This window comes from Niallia sp. HCP3S3_B10, assembly GCF_052064465.1.
In the GTDB taxonomy this organism is placed as follows: domain Bacteria; phylum Bacillota; class Bacilli; order Bacillales; family Cytobacillaceae; genus Niallia; species Niallia hominis.
Map to the genome: position 1 here is coordinate 1 of NZ_JBQHVO010000078.1, position 20,120 is coordinate 20,120.

18 protein-coding genes are annotated in these 20,120 nt (G+C 34.6%); 11 read left to right on the forward strand and 7 right to left on the reverse strand.

Annotated elements, in window-relative coordinates; genetic code table 11:
• Positions 1 to 93 precede the first annotated feature (93 nt).
• The 6 genes from ACTNDN_RS22330 (at position 94) to ACTNDN_RS22355 (ending at position 6,864) form a co-directional block, all read left to right on the forward strand.
• Complete coding sequence (locus ACTNDN_RS22330; protein ID WP_441132288.1) at positions 94 to 1,959, forward strand: RiPP maturation radical SAM C-methyltransferase; 1,866 nt, start codon at positions 94 to 96, stop codon at positions 1,957 to 1,959.
• A gap of 373 nt (positions 1,960 to 2,332) precedes the next feature.
• A complete protein-coding gene (locus tag ACTNDN_RS22335) occupies positions 2,333 to 2,653 on the forward strand; it encodes a hypothetical protein (RefSeq protein ID WP_031540731.1) in 321 nt (106 codons plus the stop codon).
• Between the two features lie 122 nt (positions 2,654 to 2,775).
• Complete coding sequence (locus ACTNDN_RS22340) at positions 2,776 to 3,537, forward strand: class I SAM-dependent methyltransferase (RefSeq protein ID WP_031540730.1); 762 nt, start codon at positions 2,776 to 2,778, stop codon at positions 3,535 to 3,537.
• Positions 3,538 to 3,729: 192 nt separating this feature from the next.
• The gene (locus tag ACTNDN_RS22345) at positions 3,730 to 4,518 is read left to right on the forward strand and encodes an ABC transporter ATP-binding protein (RefSeq protein ID WP_031540729.1); all 789 of its coding nucleotides are present in this window, start codon (positions 3,730 to 3,732) and stop codon (positions 4,516 to 4,518) included.
• Entirely contained in the window at positions 4,515 to 6,167 is a 1,653-nt protein-coding gene (locus tag ACTNDN_RS22350) for a hypothetical protein (protein ID WP_031540728.1), read from the forward strand. Before ACTNDN_RS22345 ends, ACTNDN_RS22350 begins: the two co-directional genes overlap by 4 nt.
• A 76-nt stretch (positions 6,168 to 6,243) precedes the next feature.
• The gene (locus ACTNDN_RS22355) at positions 6,244 to 6,864 is read left to right on the forward strand and encodes an NUDIX hydrolase (RefSeq protein ID WP_031540727.1); all 621 of its coding nucleotides are present in this window, start codon (positions 6,244 to 6,246) and stop codon (positions 6,862 to 6,864) included.
• Positions 6,865 to 7,008: 144 nt separating this feature from the next.
• On the opposite strand, the gene ACTNDN_RS22360 is transcribed toward ACTNDN_RS22355, so the two are convergent.
• The gene (locus ACTNDN_RS22360) at positions 7,009 to 7,911 is read right to left on the reverse strand and encodes an ArsR/SmtB family transcription factor (RefSeq protein WP_031540726.1); all 903 of its coding nucleotides are present in this window, start codon (positions 7,909 to 7,911) and stop codon (positions 7,009 to 7,011) included.
• A gap of 341 nt (positions 7,912 to 8,252) precedes the next feature.
• On the opposite strand from ACTNDN_RS22360, the gene ACTNDN_RS22365 reads away from it, so the two are divergent.
• The 3 genes from ACTNDN_RS22365 to ACTNDN_RS22375 are packed head-to-tail and all read left to right on the forward strand — an operon-like array spanning position 8,253 to position 9,823.
• Positions 8,253 to 8,810, forward strand: a complete 558-nt coding sequence (locus ACTNDN_RS22365; protein ID WP_048719196.1) for a histidine phosphatase family protein — start codon at positions 8,253 to 8,255, stop codon at positions 8,808 to 8,810.
• Positions 8,807 to 9,307: an NUDIX hydrolase gene (locus tag ACTNDN_RS22370; RefSeq protein WP_031540724.1), complete on the forward strand. Its 501-nt coding sequence runs from the start codon at positions 8,807 to 8,809 to the stop codon at positions 9,305 to 9,307. The genes ACTNDN_RS22365 and ACTNDN_RS22370 overlap by 4 nt, the downstream gene beginning before the upstream one ends.
• An 18-nt stretch (positions 9,308 to 9,325) precedes the next feature.
• Positions 9,326 to 9,823, forward strand: a complete 498-nt coding sequence (locus tag ACTNDN_RS22375; protein WP_031540723.1) for a GNAT family N-acetyltransferase — start codon at positions 9,326 to 9,328, stop codon at positions 9,821 to 9,823.
• Between the two features lie 243 nt (positions 9,824 to 10,066).
• Here the strand turns inward: ACTNDN_RS22375 and ACTNDN_RS22380 are convergent, their stop codons facing one another.
• On the reverse strand, positions 10,067 to 10,630 hold the full coding sequence (locus tag ACTNDN_RS22380) for a DUF2777 domain-containing protein (RefSeq protein ID WP_031540722.1): 564 nt from the start codon (positions 10,628 to 10,630) through the stop codon (positions 10,067 to 10,069).
• Between the two features lie 240 nt (positions 10,631 to 10,870).
• Between ACTNDN_RS22380 and asnB the strand changes: the two genes are divergently transcribed.
• The gene (asnB, locus tag ACTNDN_RS22385) at positions 10,871 to 12,718 is read left to right on the forward strand and encodes an asparagine synthase (glutamine-hydrolyzing) (RefSeq protein ID WP_031540721.1); all 1,848 of its coding nucleotides are present in this window, start codon (positions 10,871 to 10,873) and stop codon (positions 12,716 to 12,718) included.
• Between the two features lie 42 nt (positions 12,719 to 12,760).
• On the opposite strand, the gene ACTNDN_RS22390 is transcribed toward asnB, so the two are convergent.
• The 5 genes from ACTNDN_RS22390 to ACTNDN_RS22410 form a co-directional block, all read right to left on the reverse strand.
• Complete coding sequence (locus ACTNDN_RS22390; protein WP_031540720.1) at positions 12,761 to 13,891, reverse strand: GerAB/ArcD/ProY family transporter; 1,131 nt, start codon at positions 13,889 to 13,891, stop codon at positions 12,761 to 12,763.
• A 211-nt stretch (positions 13,892 to 14,102) separates the two neighbouring features.
• Positions 14,103 to 15,008 carry a DMT family transporter gene (locus ACTNDN_RS22395; protein ID WP_031540719.1) on the reverse strand — a complete coding sequence of 302 codons (906 nt, stop codon included), beginning with the start codon at positions 15,006 to 15,008 and terminating at the stop codon, positions 14,103 to 14,105.
• Positions 15,009 to 15,180: 172 nt separating this feature from the next.
• The gene (locus tag ACTNDN_RS22400) at positions 15,181 to 16,962 is read right to left on the reverse strand and encodes a glycoside hydrolase family 13 protein (RefSeq protein WP_441132293.1); all 1,782 of its coding nucleotides are present in this window, start codon (positions 16,960 to 16,962) and stop codon (positions 15,181 to 15,183) included.
• Positions 16,963 to 17,117: 155 nt separating this feature from the next.
• Entirely contained in the window at positions 17,118 to 17,993 is an 876-nt protein-coding gene (locus ACTNDN_RS22405) for an SDR family oxidoreductase (RefSeq protein ID WP_235252321.1), read from the reverse strand.
• 145 nt (positions 17,994 to 18,138) lie between these two features.
• Positions 18,139 to 18,633, reverse strand: coding sequence for a YajQ family cyclic di-GMP-binding protein (locus ACTNDN_RS22410; RefSeq protein ID WP_031540716.1), 495 nt, complete (start codon positions 18,631 to 18,633; stop codon positions 18,139 to 18,141).
• Positions 18,634 to 18,832: 199 nt separating this feature from the next.
• Here ACTNDN_RS22410 and ACTNDN_RS22415 point away from each other — a divergent pair, with 199 nt between their 5' ends.
• Entirely contained in the window at positions 18,833 to 19,711 is an 879-nt protein-coding gene (locus ACTNDN_RS22415; protein WP_251628582.1) for a CvfB family protein, read from the forward strand.
• Positions 19,712 to 20,120 lie beyond the last annotated feature (409 nt).

A 20,120-nucleotide genomic window follows, 5' to 3' on the forward strand; every position in this document is an offset into this window, starting at 1 on the left:
CATTTTTTTCTTTCATATCGATCGACCTCCGTGTTATTTACTTAAAGTATAACACTAAAGTATCGTACGACATCTATCCTAACAGAGGGGGATATGCCGTTTGCAAGTATTATAAGGCCACCACTTGGATTAGAAATATTAAAAAATATTGCCGTAGAGAAAGGTCACAATTGTGATGTTATAAATTTGAATATTAGTTTTGCAAAAATGATGGGATTAGAATTTTACGAACTTGTGGCAGGATACGATTCAACTGATCTAATTGGAGAATGGATTTTTTCACAACATGTTTTTGATAAAAGTACCGAAGATGAGACAAACGAGTTTGTTGAGTATATTACAGCTAAGTCTAGAACAATGATACATTCTTGGCGTGAAAAAGAGAAACTATTAAGTTTAATAAATGCAGGAAGAAAGACTTCGGATGAGTTTTTAAAAAACATTATACAGAATATTGATTTTTCTAAATATCAGATTGTGGGTTTTACGAATAGTTTTCAGCAAACGATGGCTTCCATAGCCCTAATAAAGCAAATAAAAAAGATATATCCTAATCAATTGATAATAATGGGTGGAGCGAATTGTTTTGGTGAAATGGGTGTGGAACTAATAAATACCTTTAAGGATATCGATGGTGTATGCATTGGTGAAGGTGAAGGTGCTTTTATAAATTTATTAGATAATTTCAGTGTTTTCAGTGAATCACCAAGTGAAAATATTATTGTAGGATTCGCAACCAAAAAAGGATATAAGTATATTGATATTGATAATAGCTATAATTTAAATAATAATAGTATTCCAAACTTTGGTAGTTATTTCAAGGAATTATTTCAAAGTTTCCCAGAAAAGCAAAAGGAAACAGTGATATTATATGAAGGTTCAAGAGGGTGCTGGTGGGGAGAAAAACATCAATGTGTCTTTTGTGGCCTAAATGCAAATGCTATTGAATATAAAGGTAAATTACAGAAAAAAATTTACAATGAAATGAAAACATTAATTGAAAGTTATGGTGAACACACAAACACACTATTTTTCACAGATAATATAATGAGCATGGAATACTTTGAATATATCTTACCAAAATTAAAACAAGACAAGATTAAAATTGATATGTTTATGGAAGTAAAGAGTAACTTAAATGAACAACAAGTTTGTGTTTTAAAAGAAGCTGGTGTAACTAAGATACAGCCAGGAATAGAAAGTTTAGCCACTAATAGTTTGAAGTTAATGAACAAAGGAGTAGATCTATTACAAAACCTTAGACTATTACGGTTATGTAAAGAATATGGTATTATACCTTTTTGGAACATTATTTTTGGATTTAGTGGGGAAAGTTCAGAAGAAATACAGGGTCAGATAGATATTATGAAAAAAATAAATCATTTACAGCCTCCTGTGGCAATCTCTAAAATTAGGTTGGATAGGTTCAGTCCCTACTTTAATGAACAGAAAAAATATAATATTCGAATAAACGGACCGATTAAGAGCTATAAATATATTTATCGGGATAAGGGAATAAATATCAATAAACTAGCTTATTATTTTGATTATAATAATGATGCTGTATTTGAAAATAAAATTCTTAATGAATTTGTGTCTCAATTTGAAAATTGGAAAGATAATTTCATTCAAACGGACTTATTTATGTATCAAAGGAACATGGATAAATTTGTCTGTAGAATTGGGGAATCAAACAGTATTTATAAATTGAATGAAATACAAGGGAAAATTCTTGTATATGCAAGAAATATAACCTCAATTAAAAAAATTATTGAAAATGTCATAAAGGATGTTGATTGTAATGAAGAGGATATTCTTTCTAATATTCAAGAGTTAGAGAAACTTGGATTTATAATTATGGAGAGGAATAAACTTTTGACAATAGTTTTACAATTCAATCCATATATCCCCAGTGAAAATCTAATACAAAATGCATTAAATGCTACAAGTATTAGTTAGTATAAATCAATCCTCTTGAAAAGGCTAATAATAAAAAACCATAAAGAGAAAAGTTTGTACAAAGATTCTTGTCTTTTTTTGTACAAGCTTTTTTGTCCTAAACTTTCTCAAAGGGTTCAAAGGGTATTGTACAAACTATCTTGTCGTTTTTGTCCAGAGATTTATGTCGGTGAACATTGTTTGAGCCAAGTGGTAACCTCGTTAGATTAACGAATGATATAATTAGAGATATGTAGACAGGATATTTGTTAAGTATCTGCATCTATTGGCAGGTGCTTATTTCTTTAAAGAGCGGAAAATCTTTCCCACTCTATTAAAAGGCAGACATCTAATAAATCATTTACTAATAAGCAAAGGAGTAATAGGTGTTTACATGAAAAAAATATATATTGTTTTAGCAACCTTAACAATTGAAACAGTGCTAATTTGGTTTGCATCCTATTTACTGCAATGGAAATTTGTCGACACCATCTTTTTAGGTAGTCTATTGCTTTTTGGAATAGTTTATCTCATCCGCTTATACATTCATCAAACAAACACAGTATTTAACGCAAATATAGCAGGCTGGACATGGGAGGAAGCTGGAATTGGTCCGTTTCGTTTTCGTGTGTCACCAATTATTATTGGACTTATTCTCTATATAATAATTAGTTTTTTTGTCACGTTGATAACCTATTATTCTTATTTTTTATAGCAAATATAAAGTAAAGGAAGGGTAGATCATGACTTCTTTAGAGCATGAAAGATAAAACCGTTATTGCAGAGGTCCTCCACTAATTTTTTAGATGAATAAGAAAAATAGAGGAGGAATGGAGCGTGAAAGAGATTAATTTTCACAAATATTTAGAAGAGATAAAGGAGAAGTTTACAGGATGGGATTTTTCTAGTATCCATGACACAGGACGAATCCAAAGCAGCTTGCTTTCTTGGTCTTACGGAAGTAAGGTGGTTGCTGCCATGCAGGATGCTACAACAGTATTAGATATGGGAACCGGTGGAGGAGAATTTCTGTCTTTATTAAATGGCTATTTTCCACCAACAATTTATGCTACAGAAGGATATAAACCGAATGTATCAATTGCCAAAAAGAAGTTAGAACCATTAGGTGTAAGCGTATATGAAGTGGTCGATGATGAACAATTGCCATTTTCCGACCAACATTTTGATTTGATTATCAATAGGCACGAATCTTACTCGGTAAAAGAGCTAAAGAGAATAGTGAAGCCAAATGGAATCTTTCTTACTCAGCAAGTCGGAGGTTGGGATTGTAAGGAAATAAATGAATGGTTTGGAACTTCGGTTAATCCGGAATTTAAAGAGTGGAAGCTTCTATCTGCACTCGAAATGTTCCCAGTGGACGAATGGGAAATCGTTGAGCAAAAGGAGGATTTTCCAATCCAGCGTTTCTATGACTTGGGTGCATTGATTTATTATTTAAAAGCGATTCCTTGGCAAGTTCCTGATTTCAGCATTAAGAAGTACGAGGATGCCCTGTATCGTCTGTATCTGCACATCGGAAAAGTAGGTTATTTTGATGTAACCCAATCAAGATTTTTTCTTAAAGTGAAATGTAAATAAGATAATGTGACACTAATCACCTATAGAGCCTTGGAAATTGGCTACTATAGGTTTTTTTTGTAAACAATCACCCCTAATTATAAGGAGTGGGAAGTGAGATAATCGTGACAGAAAATTCACCTGGTTATTGGGAGGTTTTTTCCTTTTTTTCTAGAATGGTAGAAAAGAGATGTGTAGGAAGGAGCAAATGAGATGGTTGGTGAAGAAATTATTACAATAAAGAACTTACGAAAAAACTATGGCACCGAGGAAGTACTAAAAGGAGTGGATTTACATGTATATCGAGGAGAAATTATTGGATATATAGGTCCGAATGGTGCAGGAAAAAGTACTACAGTTAAAATTATTCTCGGTATAGAGGGAAATTATCGTGGAGAAGTAATGCTTTTTGGCAAAAATATTAGGGATGATTCGATGGAATATAAGCGAAAAATCGGTTATGTACCAGAAATAGCAGAAGTATATGATAATCTAACGGCATATGAGTATTTAACATTTATCGGTCAACTATATGGAATGAGTGCAGAGTTTGTTGAACATAAGGCAAAAAGATTAATGGAACTGTTTGGTATAGGAGAGGTATATCATTCGCGAATCTCCTCTTATTCAAAAGGGATGCGTCAAAAGCTGTTAATTATATCAAGTGTCTTGCATAATCCAGATATTCTTTTTCTAGATGAGCCAATCAATGGACTTGATGCGAATAGTGTGATGGTGTTTAAGGAGATTCTTGCCCAGTTTGCATCAAGCGGAAAAACGATATTTTATTCGTCACACATAATGGATGTAGTAGAAAAAATAAGCAGTAGAATCATTCTATTGAACGATGGAAAGATAGTGATAGACGGAAGCTTCAAAGAGTTACAAACACAAAACGAACAAGGTAGCTTGGAAGGAATCTTCAATCAATTAACTGGCTTTAACAACCATAAAGAAATAGGCGAATCCTTTGTATCCATTGTGCAAGAGGTACAATCATGAGAGAATTTACTATATTAAAGTTCTTTGACCGTTTTAAAGGTTTATTTTTGAAAATAGGTATCGATTATTCCGTTTTAAGAACGATTTTACAAGTGAAACTGACAATGGATCAACGTAAGCTTCCAACCATCTTCTCCCAATCTAATCAGAGAAAAGAAAAGAAAGAAGATAAATATGCCTATATAAAATCGTTATGGCTGTATGCTTTTATGGGGTTGATTCTTATTCCATTGATGGCCTTCGGTGATAATTACTTATTTCAAATGAGCATTTCTTTCGGAATTATTTTATTTCTGGTCATGACCTCGATGATTTCTGATTTTTCAGGTGTTTTGTTAGATGTTCGGGATAAACATATACTACATACGAAACCAATAAATAGGCGCACAATTAATGCAGCAAAAGTTCTGCATATTATGATTTATCTTTCTCAATTAACGATAACTATTACACTTATTCCGTTAGTTGTATGTCTTGTTAAACAAGGATTTATCTTTTTTCTGTTGACAGTTGTACTACTTGTTTTAGCAAATTTATTTATTGTTGTTATCACGGCATTACTTTACTTGGCTATCCTTCGATTTTTTGATGGAGAAAAACTTAAGGATATGATTAATTACGTACAGATTGGTTTGTCTATTGTCATAATGATAGGATACCAGGTTGTCATTCGGAGCTTTGAATTAGTTGATTTACATATTGTGTATCAAGTGCATTGGTGGCATGTTTTCTTTGTTCCAATGTGGTTCGCAGCACCATATGAGTGGATATTGAATGGCAATATCAACACGATGATTATTTTGCTAGCAGCTCTTGCGATTATTTTACCAATTGCAGCTATTATCATTTATGGAAAGCTAATTCCTAGCTTTGAGAAAAATTTAGAAAAGTTAACTAGTCAAAGTAAAGCGAGAAAAGGTAAGGTCTCAAAATGGGGAGAACTGCTATTATCGTTTTTAATGAACAACAAGGAAGAAAAAGCATTCTATCAATTTACAGGGCAAATGATTAGGCAAGAAAGAGATTTTAAATTAAAGGTATATCCATCATTAGGTTTTTCGATTGTTATTCCCTTTATCTTTCTTTATAGTGGAACAAATTTGGAAGATGTTTCATTTACAACAAGTTCCTCGTATTTAACCATTTATTTTACGATGATTAATATTCCGACGATAATTTTTATGATGCGGTATTCAGGGAAATATAAAGGTGCATGTATTTTTACGATTCTTCCAATCTCTGATTTTTCTATGTATTATAAAGGAGCATTAAAAGCGCTAATTATAAAATTATATTTACCAATCTATTTTTTAATAAGCATTGTTTTTTTGTTTTTGTTTGGAATGCGAATTATACCAGATTTATTAGTAGTATTTATCTCCGCTTTCCTCTATTCAGTGATTTGCTATGGAATGCTAGATAAAGAAGTGCCTTTTTCTATGTCATTTGATTCAGGAGCGAATCAGCAAAGTTGGAGGTTATTTCTGCTCTTGCTTCCGTTGCCGATTTTAGCAGGAATTCATTATATCAGTATATCTCTTCCATTTGGTGTTTATATTTATGGGATATTGCTTTTCTTTGTTAATCTTATCCTTTGGAAGAAGATACAAAGGAAGGGAAGTACTTATTCAAAGAGGGTTTATTCGTAAAATGCTGGCATAGCAATAAGGAAACAGGGTAAGCAAGATACTATTTTATGGAAAAAATAGCAGAGGAGCATCCATCATGGAAGAGGAACAACTAAAAATATTTGATGAAAACAGAACACCAATCGGAACTGCTGCCCGTAGTGAAGTACATAAAAAGGGATTATGGCATGAGACCTTTCATTGTTGGATTGTATCTGAACAAGATGGACAATCATATCTCTACTTGCAAATTAGAAGTCCATTAAAAAAGGATTATCCAAATCTTTTAGATATAACGGCTGCAGGTCACTTGTTAGCACATGAAGATGCGAAAGACGGTGTAAGAGAGATGGAGGAAGAAATCGGTATCCAAGTAGAAATAGAGGAGCTAATCCACTTAGGTGTTTTCCATTATGAAATGAATAATGGAGATATTTTGGATAAGGAATTTGCTCACACTTTTTTATATAAAAAGACCATGGATTTTAAAGAATTTCATTTGCAAGAAGAGGAAGTAGCGGGCATTGTATCCACTAAACTAGCCGATTTTTACGATTTATGGCAGGGCAGAAAAGAATTAATTGAAGTAAATGGATTTGAACTCAACTCAAGAGGGGAGAAAATTAAGATTCATCGTAAAGTGGGCAGAGAAAATTTTGCCCCTCATCCTATTTCTTATTACAAGCGATTAATTCAAGCCTTTAAAGAGAAGGTGTAAGGAAGGTTTGAACAAATTATATAAACGAAAACAGAGTAGTGATAGCCTCTTCCATCAAATATTGGTAGGGTAGGAATCGATTAAAAAAAGCTAGGGGAAATAAAAAGGCAGTTTCTCCTAGCTGATTAAATAGAGCAGAATCTTCTATAAATAATACACTTTGAAAATGATATCCTGTGGGTGATTCCCAAATTTCTTTCCGAAAATTGTAGCGCCACCTACACATTCCGCATCTTCTTTCACTTCAATGCGAAACGTCCAGCGATCACAATTGTCATCTAGGTCATTGATGGTGACAGATGAAATAGGGTCTCCATCAATATACGTACCATGGTTAGTAATTCGGAGTGTTTTAAGAAGCCCATATTGATTAAGATTATGTGGCCACCATTCTGGTGTAAGTTTCCCTCTTGTATCAGCAAAGTCTCCAGGACTTCTCCATGTTCCCAGTTCTATCCCATTTAATGAAAAGGTAATGTCAGAAGGCCAATTGTCATTAGAGAATGGAAATTCAGAGCATACTTCTAAACTAATTTCAAATTGTTGAATGTTTTCCTCCTTTTTTAAAAAGTTAGGAATTGTGTATTGAATAAAGCCTTGCGTAAACCACAGAATTTCTGCTTCTACTCTTTTGGGATCCATAAATAGTTTCGGTTCATCTACTCTTCCGATAAAATCCTTTTCTGAAGCTAATCCACATGTTGGCTTTAAATCATAATCAGTGTAATGGCCTATTGGAACAGAGGTTTCATATGAAGCGAAAGAATGATAGATTTTCTTCGGAAAGTTGATTTCGATATGATCCACCTTTAACATGGAAATCTTCTGTAATCCTGATTTACCTGGTACTTTCTCTGTTTTTATCAGTCCTGCATCTTCTAATTTTTTTACATGTTTTGTTACAATGGCACTGCTGATGCCTAATTCTTTGGCAAGTTCCTTTATATTCATTTTATTTTTAGACAGTAACTGAATAATTGTCATACGAACTTCACTTGCTAAAGCTTCGTACACTACTAAAGAGGAATTATCGATTCCCAATTGCATGTAGACCCCTTCTTTCAGAATATCTAGTTAACATTAAAGTTTTCTTCTTGTACAAAAGATAACATGTAAATTAATCTCTGTAAATAATTTCTTTCTAAATAAGAATTGATTAACAAATGAGTTAATTATTTATCGGAAAATAGGACAAGGTTTATGCGGTTATTATCTTAAAGAATATCTAGTTCTCTATTTATTCATATTTCCTCCTAAAGTATAAATCCTCTTTAAAACTATCAACAGCAGATATTTATTTAGAAACGTGTAGTTTATGATTTATCTATAGAATTTTCCAATAATTTGTTAAACTGGTTATAGGCTATTGTGGGAAGGCTGGTGAAAATTTGATTAATAGTAAAAATATTTACCTAATTCGTCATTGTGAGGCTTATGGCCAGAAAGCGGAAGCTCCTTTAACTGCTAATGGAAAGAGACAGTCGAGTGAGTTAGCGGATTTTTTGAAAGATGAAGGCATCCAATTAATCCTCTCTAGTCCCTATCTTCGTGCATATGAATCTGCTAAGCCATTGGCAGAAAGACTCCAAATACCGATTCAAAATGAGGAGCGCTTGATAGAAAGAAAGCTTAGTAGCCGAAATCTAAACAATTGGCAATCTTTATTGAAACAATCTTTTACAGATTTAGATATTGCATACGAAGGCGGAGAATCCAGTAGACAAGCGATGACAAGAGCAACAGAAGTAATGAAGGAGTGTCTTCAAAGACCAGAGAATAGGTTTGCAATAGTGACACATGGGAATTTGCTTGCATTAATGTGGAAATATGTTGATCCTTCCGTCGGTTATATAGAATGGAGCAAGCTTTCGAACCCTGATGTCATTCAAATTAATTACCATTCAGATAGGGTGTCAGTTAAACGAATATGGGGGGATAACGATTGAAGGAAGAGAGGAAGTTTCATCAACCATTTGGAGTCTATGGAATTCTTGTAGAAAAAGATAGATTGCTCGTTATACATAAGAAGAGGGGGCCATATGCCAATCGCTTTGATTTACCTGGTGGGAGTTTGGAGCAAGGAGAAAGTTTAACGATGGCAATGAGAAGAGAGTTCTTAGAAGAGACAGGGATAGAAATAGAAATACAGAAGCAAATTGGGATGGCTGATTTTATGTTCCCATGTAACTGGAGGGAATTTACACATATTCACCATATCGCTGCATTTTACACAGCTAGAAAAATAGGTGGGGAAATTACCGTTCCAGAGCAATTTGAGGGGCAAGATTCGTTAGGAGCTGAATGGGTTTCTATAGAAAATATTACTATCCATAACGCATCGCCACTTGTATTAAAGGCTGTAGAATGGATACAAACCGGATCACTCGGATGGGAGGTTACATGGTTTCCAGAATGGGAGGTGAAAAAAACCTTCCATATATAAAGAAAGGAGAGCGTACATATGATGATAAGAAAAGCAAGAAGTGAGGATGCCAAAGGAATAGCAAAAGTACATATAGATAGTTGGCGAACAACCTATAGAGGGATTGTTCCAGATACCTATTTAAAGGCACTTATTTACGAAGAAAAAGAAGAAATCTGGAAAAGAGCTATCCTGACAGGAAGTGTCTTTGTTGCTGAAAATGAAGAGGGACAGATTGTTGGGTTTGCAAATGGTGGAAAAGAAAGAAGTGGGCAGTATTCAGGTTATGATGGAGAGCTATATGCCATTTATCTTTTGGAAGCCTATCAAGGAAAAGGAATTGGCAGCTCACTTGCGAAAAAAGTTTTCGAATATTTAAAAGAAAAAGGGTTTAATAGCATGATTATTTTTGCATTAGCGGAAAATCCAGCTTGTAAGTTTTATGAAGCCATCGGTGGAAAAAGAATTGGTACAGAAGAGATAGAAATTGGTGGCGAGGAGTTTACCGAAGTCGTATTTGGATGGAATCTGGCGTAGTGCAAGAATACATTTACGACCAAGTTGGTGCCCTGAATATGTTTCATTAGATAATTAAAAACCCCTACTGGTACTAAAGGCATTTTTCTTTCGGATAAATAAGGAAAGGATATAAGCCATTTGAAAGCAAAAAATCATTCGTTTCCCGAGGTGTCAACTTGTAAATAAAAGCGGACACTCGGGAAACCTACTCACTATTTGCATCTTTGCTTGGTGCTACTATTTTTCTATAAGGGATTACTTTTAAGAAGAGAGCTTCTCCACAATCATCCGCTTTCCAGTATTTAAGGTAAACTCAAAGCGGTCTGTATTTTTTTCATTATAGAAGAAATGGTGATTCACACTGCAAAGGTCTTCCTCATTATCAAAAATCATCATATTAACGCCACTCTTGCGCTTTTCGTCTTTTAAGAAAGTAAGATGATTATAACAATATATACAATCATATATGGAGAATCTCATCGAATTTAGAGTAGTAATAAATTGATAAAAGCTATCATCACTTAAATCATCTAATAATTCTTCCAATGCAAAGACAAGATGCTTTCGTATCCGAATAGGATCTTCATGCTTTAAAAAATGGACTGATCCAGAGATATTTACTTTCCCATCCTCTAGAAGAATTCCTTTTCGCCAGCGATTTAAGGAATGAATTTCGATTTCTTGATGTAAATATTCGTCAAGCATCGAAGCATCCTCTGTTTCTTCATCAAAAAAAATCCATTGATTGTTTATATACTCAACTGTACCCTTCGTAAAGGCACGTGTTTGAAATTCAATAAGTTTTGATCTATGCTGATTGTTCATTGTAAACCTCCCAAAGATTACACGCCCATAAATTCTTTTTAGACAGATAAACAAAATTTTATAACTAATCCTTCTTTTTCCTTCATTAAAATATTGAAAACGATTAATTTATCCTTTTTGAGTGGATCATGAGATAAACCTGGTATGGACAAATAACCATTTTTATTTTGATGCATAGAATACCTCATACTGATTGATTGGTATCTAATCATAAGTTCCACGGAAGAAAGGATGATAATCATGTGTGGAATAACAGGTTGGGTTGATTACAAAAAAGATTTAAGAAACGAGTCGGTCATTTTATCCGCTATGGCAGAAACATTGGCAAAAAGAGGACCAGATGATACAAACGTTTGGACTGCGTTACATGCAGGTTTCGGACATAAACGCTTAGTGGTGGTAGATCCGCTAAATGGTATTCAACCAATGACAAAAGAAAAACAAGGCTTTCATTACACTATTTGCTACAATGGTGAATTGTATAATACAGAAGACATAAGAAAAGAATTACTAATAAAAGGATATTCATTCCAAGGTCATTCTGATACAGAAGTTTTACTTACTTCCTATATAGAGTGGGGAGAAGAATGTCTGCAGTACTTAAATGGGATATTTGCCTTTGCTGTTTGGGATGAGAAGCGAAATTCTTTATTTATTGGAAGAGATCGTTTAGGAGTAAAACCACTATTTTACGCTGAGGTAGGATCTAGCTTTATCTTTGGCTCCGAATTGAAAGCATTGCTTGCACATCCAAATGTGAAGACGGAGCTAGATAGAGAAGGATTAGCAGAAGTATTTGCTCTTGGACCTTCTCATACACCAGGGAGCGGTATCTTTAAAGGGATTAAAGAGCTTCGACCAGGGCATGCATTAAAGTTCACACAGGATGGCTTGAGAGTATGGCGTTATTGGAATGTGAAAAGTGAAGAACATACAGATTCGTTTGATGAAACCGTTGAAAAAGTTCGTTTCCTTTTTAAAGATGCTGTGACTAGACAATTGGTATCAGATGTACCGTTAAGTACCTTTCTTTCAGGTGGAGTGGATTCCAGTGCCATTACAGCAATCGCTTCAATGGAATATGCGAAAAATGGTAAAGGACCTCTGCACACCTATTCAATCGATTATGAAGGAAATGATAAGTTCTTTAAAGCAAATGAGTTCCAGCCAAACTCTGATGGTGTTTATATTAAAAAAATGACAGATACATTTGGAACCATCCATCATAATTGTATTATCACCCAAGAAACATTGGCCGACTTTTTACATGAAGCTGTAACGGTAAGAGATGTACCTGGGATGGCAGATGTTGATTCCTCCCTTTTATGGTTTTGTCGAGAAATAAAAAAAGATTTTGTCGTTAGCTTATCTGGAGAATGTGCAGATGAAATCTTTGGGGGATATCCATGGTTTAGAAGAGAGGCTGACTTGCAAAGAGCAGGATTCCCGTGGATGAGATCGATTGAAGAACGACAAAATTTATTGAAAGATTCATGGAGTAATAAATTGCAATTAAAAGAGTATATGATGGATAAATATAACCAAACTATTGCGGAAACGCCTAAATTAGCTGGCGAAAGTAAAGAAGATGCAAAAAGAAGAGAATTATTCTATCTTAATCAATTATGGTTCATGACCACATTATTAGAGCGCAAAGACAGAATGAGTATGGGAGCAAGTCTTGAGGTGCGCGTGCCGTTTGCAGACCATCGCTTAGTAGAATATGTGTGGAATGTACCATGGGAAATGAAGAATTACAAAGGAAGAGAAAAAGGATTGCTGCGAAAAGCATTAGAAGGAATTCTTCCAGATGAAGTTCTTTATCGCAAAAAAAGTCCGTATCCTAAGACGCATAATCCGATTTACACAAAAACAGTAACAAATATGCTAAAGAGTGCATTAACAGATAAAAGTTCAGCTTTATATGAATTCTTTGATAAAGAACGACTGTCAGAAATTATCGAAACAGAAGGTTCTGCATTCAAAGAACCATGGTTTGGCCAACTAATGACTGGACCACAGCTGCTTGCACACTTAGTACAAATCCATCATTGGTTCAAAGATTATAATATCAATATTGTAGAGTAAGAAAATAAAAAAATCCCTAGAATGACGATCCTATCGTGCTATCTAGGGGTTTTTATATGTTTTATCATGAAGTGGAGAGTTTCCTTTATGGATGAATTTTTTTAGTAATAGGACAAATAAGAGGAAGCAAGGGAAAGCAAATTGTAAAGGTAAATATAGTAAATATGGAACAACTAGAGAAGCTTCTTTAATATGATCATTAATATCTAAACTAATGAAAATAGAAAACATGGAAATAATACAGACACTAGGTACGACAAAATAGCGATAAGGGAATTTAAAAATATATTCTAACCCCTTTAACCCACCATAAATAAAGATGGAACTTTTAATAACAATTCCTAACATAATGATAAAAACAGCAAGAGCATCAATTCTTTCAAAAAAGTCCGCGATGGAAATAAGCCTTGTTGTGCTCAAAAGTGGAAAGGTAGCTCTTGAAGCCGTTGTTATCCCTAAAGATGAAGTAATGATTAATGTAGCAATAGTGAGCAATATCCCAGACACTGCTACTGAATAGATAACAGATTTCTTACGCATTTTTAAGTTGGAAATGTGTGGGAAAACACATGTCATTACAATTAATTCACCGTAAGGTCTACTAACTTCAATTGGAAACATAGCATCGATTACTGGCAGTAAGCCTCTTGCCAATACTGGCTGTATTTTTGTAATAGAAATATTTTGACTTGCGAATAGGAAAATAATGAGTAGGAAAAGAAATAAAGCAGAATAGGGTGTGAATATTTCCGTCGTTCTTCCTAAGATTTCAATTCCTAAATATAGTATATAACCAATTATCAACATTAAGGAAAGAGTAATAATTTCAATTGGTGTTAACGGAAGGATAAAGGTAGACGTTAATTCGCCAAAATCCCTTATGGTTCTAGCCGCAAGATAAAAAAAGTAAAGAGAATAGACAAGCGTAATGGGAATAGCAATAAATCGATTGAATCCAAACTCAATGATCTCAAATAAATTCTTGGAAGGCACTAATTCATTTATATTAAGAAAAAAAGAGGCAATAATTAAGCCTGTAAAGGTTGAGAGAAGTACGGTAATCCAAGCATCCTCTTTTGCGGTAATACCAAGGACGACAACTAGCGTAGTACCTAGGTTAAAACCAATAATAATAGCAAATAACTGACTTAACGATAGATTTTCTTTTAGCATGAAAAGGAATCTCCTAATTGGAAATATGTAGATGCTTAAAGTAGTATTTGATTCATTTACCAGTAATATGCAAGAAAAAGGATGTTTTTGTGTACAAAATTTAAGATTGACTACACACTAGGCTGCTTTCTAAGTGGAATCTAATCAGTTAATGAAAAAATCAGTGGGGGAGCCCACTGATTGAAAGGTATTTAATAAAAATGGTAGTAATCTATCCAATTGGCTTTTCTTGGGTAATGGCATGTTTAGGCTGTTTTTGCAGTAAGAAAAAGAATACACCGAACAAAACAAGGATACCACCTATTATTTGAGAATGGATTAATCGCTCATTTAATAGCAGTACAGCTAAAAGGGTAGCTCCAACAGGCTCTCCTAAAATACTCATAGAAATAGTTGTTGCATTCACATAATTTAGTAACCAATTGTTGATAACATGTGCAAGCGTTGGAACAATTGCCAGCAGAACAAAAATACCCCATTCTCTGCCAGAGTATCCAGTTAATGAATCACCTGCTATAAGATTATAGACAGTTAACAAACAGGCAGCAAAAAAGAAAACGGTAAATGTATAAATCCAATGAGTCATTTTTTTAATAATATTTTGACCAATTAATAAATAGCCAACTACTGCAATCACGCTCAAGAAGGAAAGAACGTCTCCTATAATTGCATTGCTGTCAAGTCCAATATCTCCCCAGCCAATCATCACAGCACCAATAATCGCAATACCCATAGTCATAATAGCAATAGAATTGGTTCTTTCTCGAAAGAAAATAAATCCACCAAGAAGAGAGACAATAGGCTGAAGTGCCAAGATAATCGTAGAACTAGCTACAGTAGTAAACTTTAGAGAACTGAACCAAAGGGCAAAATGCAACGCTAAAAAAGAGCCAGAAAAAAATAAGAACGACCAATCTTTTTTGGAAAGCTTTTTAAAATCATTTCTGTGTATGTATACCATGGGAATCATAATAAGACATGCGAGCCACATTCGATACATGCTTAATATAGTGGCAGGAGCCTCCGACCATTTCACGAATATCGCAGAAAAGGAGATTGCGATAATAGAGATAAGTAAGGGAAGCCCAATTGATTTGGATGGTGCTTGCTGATTCACTTTATTTCCTCCTGACAATTCAAATAATTCAATCTAATAGTAAATATAGTACGTTCCACGTTAAGAGACAATCATTATTTTCAGTTCTTGGAAAAAATTATTGAAGAGGTAGGAGAAGGTGCCCACGAGGAAGTACATTGCAAATGGACACCTTTTAATAGAAAAACGCACTTTATCTTACATGGATATATTCATAGTTCATATTAAAGCGAAGGATACTGGATTCATATGGTCCGAGTATTACTGCTAGATCATCTGATTCAGCTGCATATTCTTCGTCTGTTAATAAAAGAGAGATTTTTTTCCCTCGCAATGGAAAGGGGAGCAGAAATTGTGCTTCCGCTTCACTTTTATTAATAACGGTGAGTATGATTTCTGCCTCATTTTTTGAATAATAGGCTAAACAAGAATCTGTGTTTGTCAAAAAGTAGAAATTGCTGCTATTTATGAGAAAAGAGCTTTGCTTACGAACTTGAATTAATCGCTTAACAAATTCTTTTAGCTTTTCATCATGCTCTCTTGAATTCCAAAGCATACATTTTCGACAACCAGGGTCTGCTCCTCCTCCTAAACCAATTTCGTCTCCATAGTAAATGCAAGGAGTGCCAGGATAGGTAAAGAGAAAGGTGAATAAAAGCTTCACACGTTCTTTTCGATAACTACATTCATGAAGTATCCTCGGTGTATCATGGCTCCCGATAATATTAAATAATACGTTATTCACCGTACTAGGGTATGCATGTAAAGTTGTCGTCATATCCTCCATAAATTGTTTAGCAGAAATCATATCATAGGCAAAAAATTGAAGTGCTTTCGTTAGTAAAGGATAATTCATTACCGAGTCAAATTGCTCTCCTCGAAGCCATGGTAGGGAATCATGCCAAATTTCTCCTAATATAAAAAGGTCTGGTTTTAAGTCTTTCACAGCTGAGCGGAAATATCTCCAAAAGTCATGGTCAATTTCATTAGCAACATCCAAGCGCCAGCCGTCGATATCACATTCTGTTATCCAGTATTTTGCTACATGTAAAAGATATTCTTTCACTTCTTGATTTGCTGTATTAAATTTGGGCATTGCTTCATAAAAGCCAAATGTTTCATAATTTATCGTGTTAGCTTCTTTTAAAGGGAATTTGTGGATATGGAACCAGTCTTTATAGCGCGACTTCTCTTTGTTTTTTAGAACATCTTGAAATGGTGGGAAATGATAGCCGCAATGATTAAATACAGCATCCAGCATGACACGAATCCCGCGGTTATGACATTCCTTTACTAGCTTTTTAAGCATTTCTGTATCGCCGAATTGTGGGTCCACTTCTAAATAGTTAATCGTATCGTATTTATGATTGCTTTTTGCATGAAAAATAGGAGTAAGATAAATCCCCGTTATCCCAAGGTCTGAAAGATAGTCTAAAGAATCAATTATTCCCTGAAAATCGCCGCCAAAGAAATTCCATAATCCAGGTTCCTCTTGTCCCCACGGTGCAGTGTCTATAGGATTTAAAGAACTATCCCCATTTCGAAATCTTTCTGGGAATATTTGATACCAAATAGTTGAAGAAACCCACGAAGGAGGAGAAAAAACGTCTTTCTCATGAAGATAGGGCAAGCAAAAATAATAGCCGGCATCATCGGGAACAAAGGGGAAAAACCCTTTTTCGGTATAGGTTATTTGTTGTTCATTATCTCTTATTATAAAGCCATAGCGAATTCTTTTTTTATTAGAAATGGAACATTGCCAATAATCAAAAAGAGAATCAGTTCCGCTTTTTTCCATCATCATTCGGTGGGATACCCAATGATAATCACTCATTTCGTATTGATCACCGTAAATTATTTCCATTTCATTCACATTTGCTCTTTTTGTTCGAATTCGAATATGGAGGGTATCTCCATTTTGTAAATAGCAGTAATTACCGTCACTTCGATGATAGATTGAAGCCAAATCAATCATTTTTCACACTCCCTATACACTCTTTCTATTTCTTTTTGCCACTAGTGTTGACAGAATAGAAAGTTTTTAAAAGGGAAAATAAAATTAGCTATCATAGAAAAAACCACTCGCAATAAAGGTGCGAGCGGTTTGGGATTGCTAGAGCGTTAAATGATTTATCCGTTAACGATGCTTCCTCCATTTACATGAAGAACTTGTCCAGTAACATATGTTGAATCATTACTAGCTAAATATACATAGGCTGGAGCAAGCTCACAAGGCTGACCTGCACGTTTTAAAGGAGTATTCCCACCAAAGGATGCCACTTGTTCACTGTCAAACGTAGAAGGAATGAGCGGTGTCCAAATTGGTCCCGGAGCTACTCCATTCACACGAATGCCTTGTCCAGCAAGAGACTGTGATAAGGAACGAGTGAAAGCAGTAATCGCTCCCTTTGTGGAGGAATAATCGATTAATATTTCATTCCCTTTATAGGCAGTGATTGAAGTCGTATTGATAATTGTATCTCCTGACTCTAAATGAGGAAGAGTCGCTTTTGTTAAGTAAAACATAGAGAAAATATTTGTTCGGAATGTTTTTTCTAATTGTTCGGCACTAATATCTAGCAAACTTTGTTGTGGATGCTGTTCAGCTGCATTATTCACTAAAATATTAACTTTTCCAAATTCAGATACAGTTTTTTCCACAATTGTTTTGCAGAAGCTCTCATCACCAACATCTCCGGCAAGCAATAAGCATTTTACTCCTTCTGCTTCTACTAGCTCTTTTGTCTTTTGGGCGTCATCATGCTCATTTAAGTAAACAACTACGATGTCTGCACCTTCTTTTGCATAATAAATGGCTACAGACCGGCCGATTCCACTATCTCCACCAGTAATGATAGCAGTTTTTCCTTTTAATTTTTCTGAGCCTTTGTAAGCGGGATCGACATCTTTAGGCATTGGATTCATTTCTGTCTGAATGCCTGGCTGCTGATTCTGATGCTGTGGGGGTAAGGTTTGTTGTAATTTTTCCTTATTGCTATTACTCATATCAATCACTCCTTCTATCTTTTTGTCCATGTTTACTTATTTTTCCCAAATCTACTAATATAAACATGGAAAAAATAGGGTTAGTGGAAAAGGAGGCATTCGAAAAAAAGATGGCAGCCTAATTTGGCTGCCATCCGACTACTAGTTAGCGATAATTGACAAATTGCACATCAATCGTAATTTTTGATTCGTCTTTTACAGCTGCGATAATCTTTTGTAAATCGTCACGGCTTTTAGCGGTTACACGGATTTGATCGTCTTGCTGTTGTGTTTTCACTTTTAATCCACTGTTCTTAATTAACGCATTAATTATTTTAGCATTATCTTTATCAATGCCCTGGATTAATTTCGCTCTTTGGCGGACTGTTCCCCCTGAAGCTCCTTCTATTTTGCCATAATCTAAGTTTTTAATGGGAATGCCGCGTTTAAACATTTTGCTTATCAGGACATCCTTCAGCTGCTCTAATTTATATTCATCATCTGAAACAAGAACTAATTCTTCTTTGTCCAATGTTACATTACTTTTGCTTCCTTTAAAATCATAGCGATTTTGAATTTCCTTCATTGCTAGCTGTACTGCATTTGTAACTTCAGAAAAATCTACCTTTGAAACAATATCAAATGAGCTATCTTTTGCCATAATTACCTCCTGATTTATGGAATCATACACGATTTCTAAGTATATCTAGTGCTAATTCCATTTCTTTTATGCTTGTATTATAGTAAAATATAGCAGTTGTAACAACTTTAGGCATGAAGTATTCACTAAATAGGGAATAATGATGATAAAAGAATATAGATGAAAAGTTGAATAGACAAGAAATAAAGGAGGAAAACAAATGTCGTTAAGAGATTATATGGGACGTGTAGAAATATTAACGGTTGCAAGAATAGCATCTTTCGGTTATTTTTTGACAATTGAAGAGGAAGACGAGGATGTGCTTTTGCATTTTAGTGAAACAGATCAAAAATTCGAAGAAGGCGATGAAGTACGCGTCTTTATTTACAGCGATTCACAAGGAAGAGCATGCTCCAGTACATATATCCCGTCTATTGCGGTTGGTAAATATGATTGGGTAAAAGTAACGGATCGGAAAGAGGGCATTGGCTGCTTTTTTGATATTGGTTTGAAAAAGGACATGCTATTAGGAGAAGATGATTTACCAGTTCATGAAGAGGTTTGGCCAGAAGTTGGAGATATGCTTTATATTACTTTAAAGGTAAATAAAAATAATTATTTATATGTAAAACCAGCTACGGATCCAATTATTGAAGAAATGTCAACAAAGGCGACAAGAGAAGATTTTAATAAAAACATTCATGGCTATATTTATCGAACAGCGAAAGTTGGAAGCTGGATTTATACAGCAGAAGGCTATAAAGGATTTATTCACGAATCTGAGAGAGGTCAAGAACCAAGATTAGGGGAAAAAGTTAGTGGTCGTATAATCGACGTTAAGTTAGATGGCACAGTAAATATATCCTTATTACCAAGAAAAGAAGAAGCACTTGATAAGGACGCCCAACTAATTTTGGATTATTTAATTATGCGAAAAGGTGCAATGCCTTATGGAGATAAGAGTATGCCTGAGGACATTAAAGAACGTTTTAATCTAAGTAAAGGATCGTTTAAACGTGCACTTGGTAAGTTAATGAAAGAAAATAAAGTGTATCAAGAAGAAGGCTGGACGTATTTAAAGGATAATAGTGAAAAGTAATTGATTATAAATGAGATAGGTGCATTCCAAATTTGGAATGCACTTTTTATATAAGCCATTTATAGTTAAAGCAGAACGCAGTATGGAAAAGTAACAGAGGAGTGTTCTCTAAGCCCACTAGAGCAGAAATCTGCATGGAAAGGTAACAGAGAATCGCTCTCTACGCCCACTAGAGTAGAAATCTGCATGGAAAAGTAACAGAGGAGTGTTCTCTAAGCCCACTAGAGCAGAAATCTGCATGGAAAGGTAACAGAGGAGTGTTCTCTAAGCCCACTAGAGCAGAAATTCGTATGGAAAGGTAACAGAGGAGTGTTCTCTTAGAAATGATAATTTAAATATGTACAAACGTGCTTGAATAAAGATGTACAAAATTGATTATGAATTACATACTAATATTGGGTGATTAGTA

Bases quoted from the DNA above. Each gene is read 5' to 3' on its own strand.
- ACTNDN_RS22355 (WP_031540727.1), top strand. From the start codon at position 6,244: ATGGAAGAGGAACAACTAAAAATATTTGATGAAAACAGAACACCAATC.
- ACTNDN_RS22400 (WP_441132293.1), bottom strand. From the start codon at position 16,962: ATGATTGATTTGGCTTCAATCTATCATCGAAGTGACGGTAATTACTGC.
- ACTNDN_RS22335 (WP_031540731.1), top strand. From the start codon at position 2,333: ATGAAAAAAATATATATTGTTTTAGCAACCTTAACAATTGAAACAGTG.
- ACTNDN_RS22390 (WP_031540720.1), bottom strand. From the start codon at position 13,891: ATGCTAAAAGAAAATCTATCGTTAAGTCAGTTATTTGCTATTATTATT.
- ACTNDN_RS22405 (WP_235252321.1), bottom strand. From the start codon at position 17,993: ATGAGTAATAGCAATAAGGAAAAATTACAACAAACCTTACCCCCACAG.
- ACTNDN_RS22375 (WP_031540723.1), top strand. From the start codon at position 9,326: ATGATGATAAGAAAAGCAAGAAGTGAGGATGCCAAAGGAATAGCAAAA.
- ACTNDN_RS22345 (WP_031540729.1), top strand. From the start codon at position 3,730: ATGGTTGGTGAAGAAATTATTACAATAAAGAACTTACGAAAAAACTAT.
- ACTNDN_RS22380 (WP_031540722.1), bottom strand. From the start codon at position 10,630: ATGAACAATCAGCATAGATCAAAACTTATTGAATTTCAAACACGTGCC.
- ACTNDN_RS22360 (WP_031540726.1), bottom strand. From the start codon at position 7,911: ATGCAATTGGGAATCGATAATTCCTCTTTAGTAGTGTACGAAGCTTTA.
- asnB (WP_031540721.1), top strand. From the start codon at position 10,871: ATGTGTGGAATAACAGGTTGGGTTGATTACAAAAAAGATTTAAGAAAC.
- ACTNDN_RS22330 (WP_441132288.1), top strand. From the start codon at position 94: ATGCCGTTTGCAAGTATTATAAGGCCACCACTTGGATTAGAAATATTA.
- ACTNDN_RS22415 (WP_251628582.1), top strand. From the start codon at position 18,833: ATGTCGTTAAGAGATTATATGGGACGTGTAGAAATATTAACGGTTGCA.
- ACTNDN_RS22410 (WP_031540716.1), bottom strand. From the start codon at position 18,633: ATGGCAAAAGATAGCTCATTTGATATTGTTTCAAAGGTAGATTTTTCT.
- ACTNDN_RS22350 (WP_031540728.1), top strand. From the start codon at position 4,515: ATGAGAGAATTTACTATATTAAAGTTCTTTGACCGTTTTAAAGGTTTA.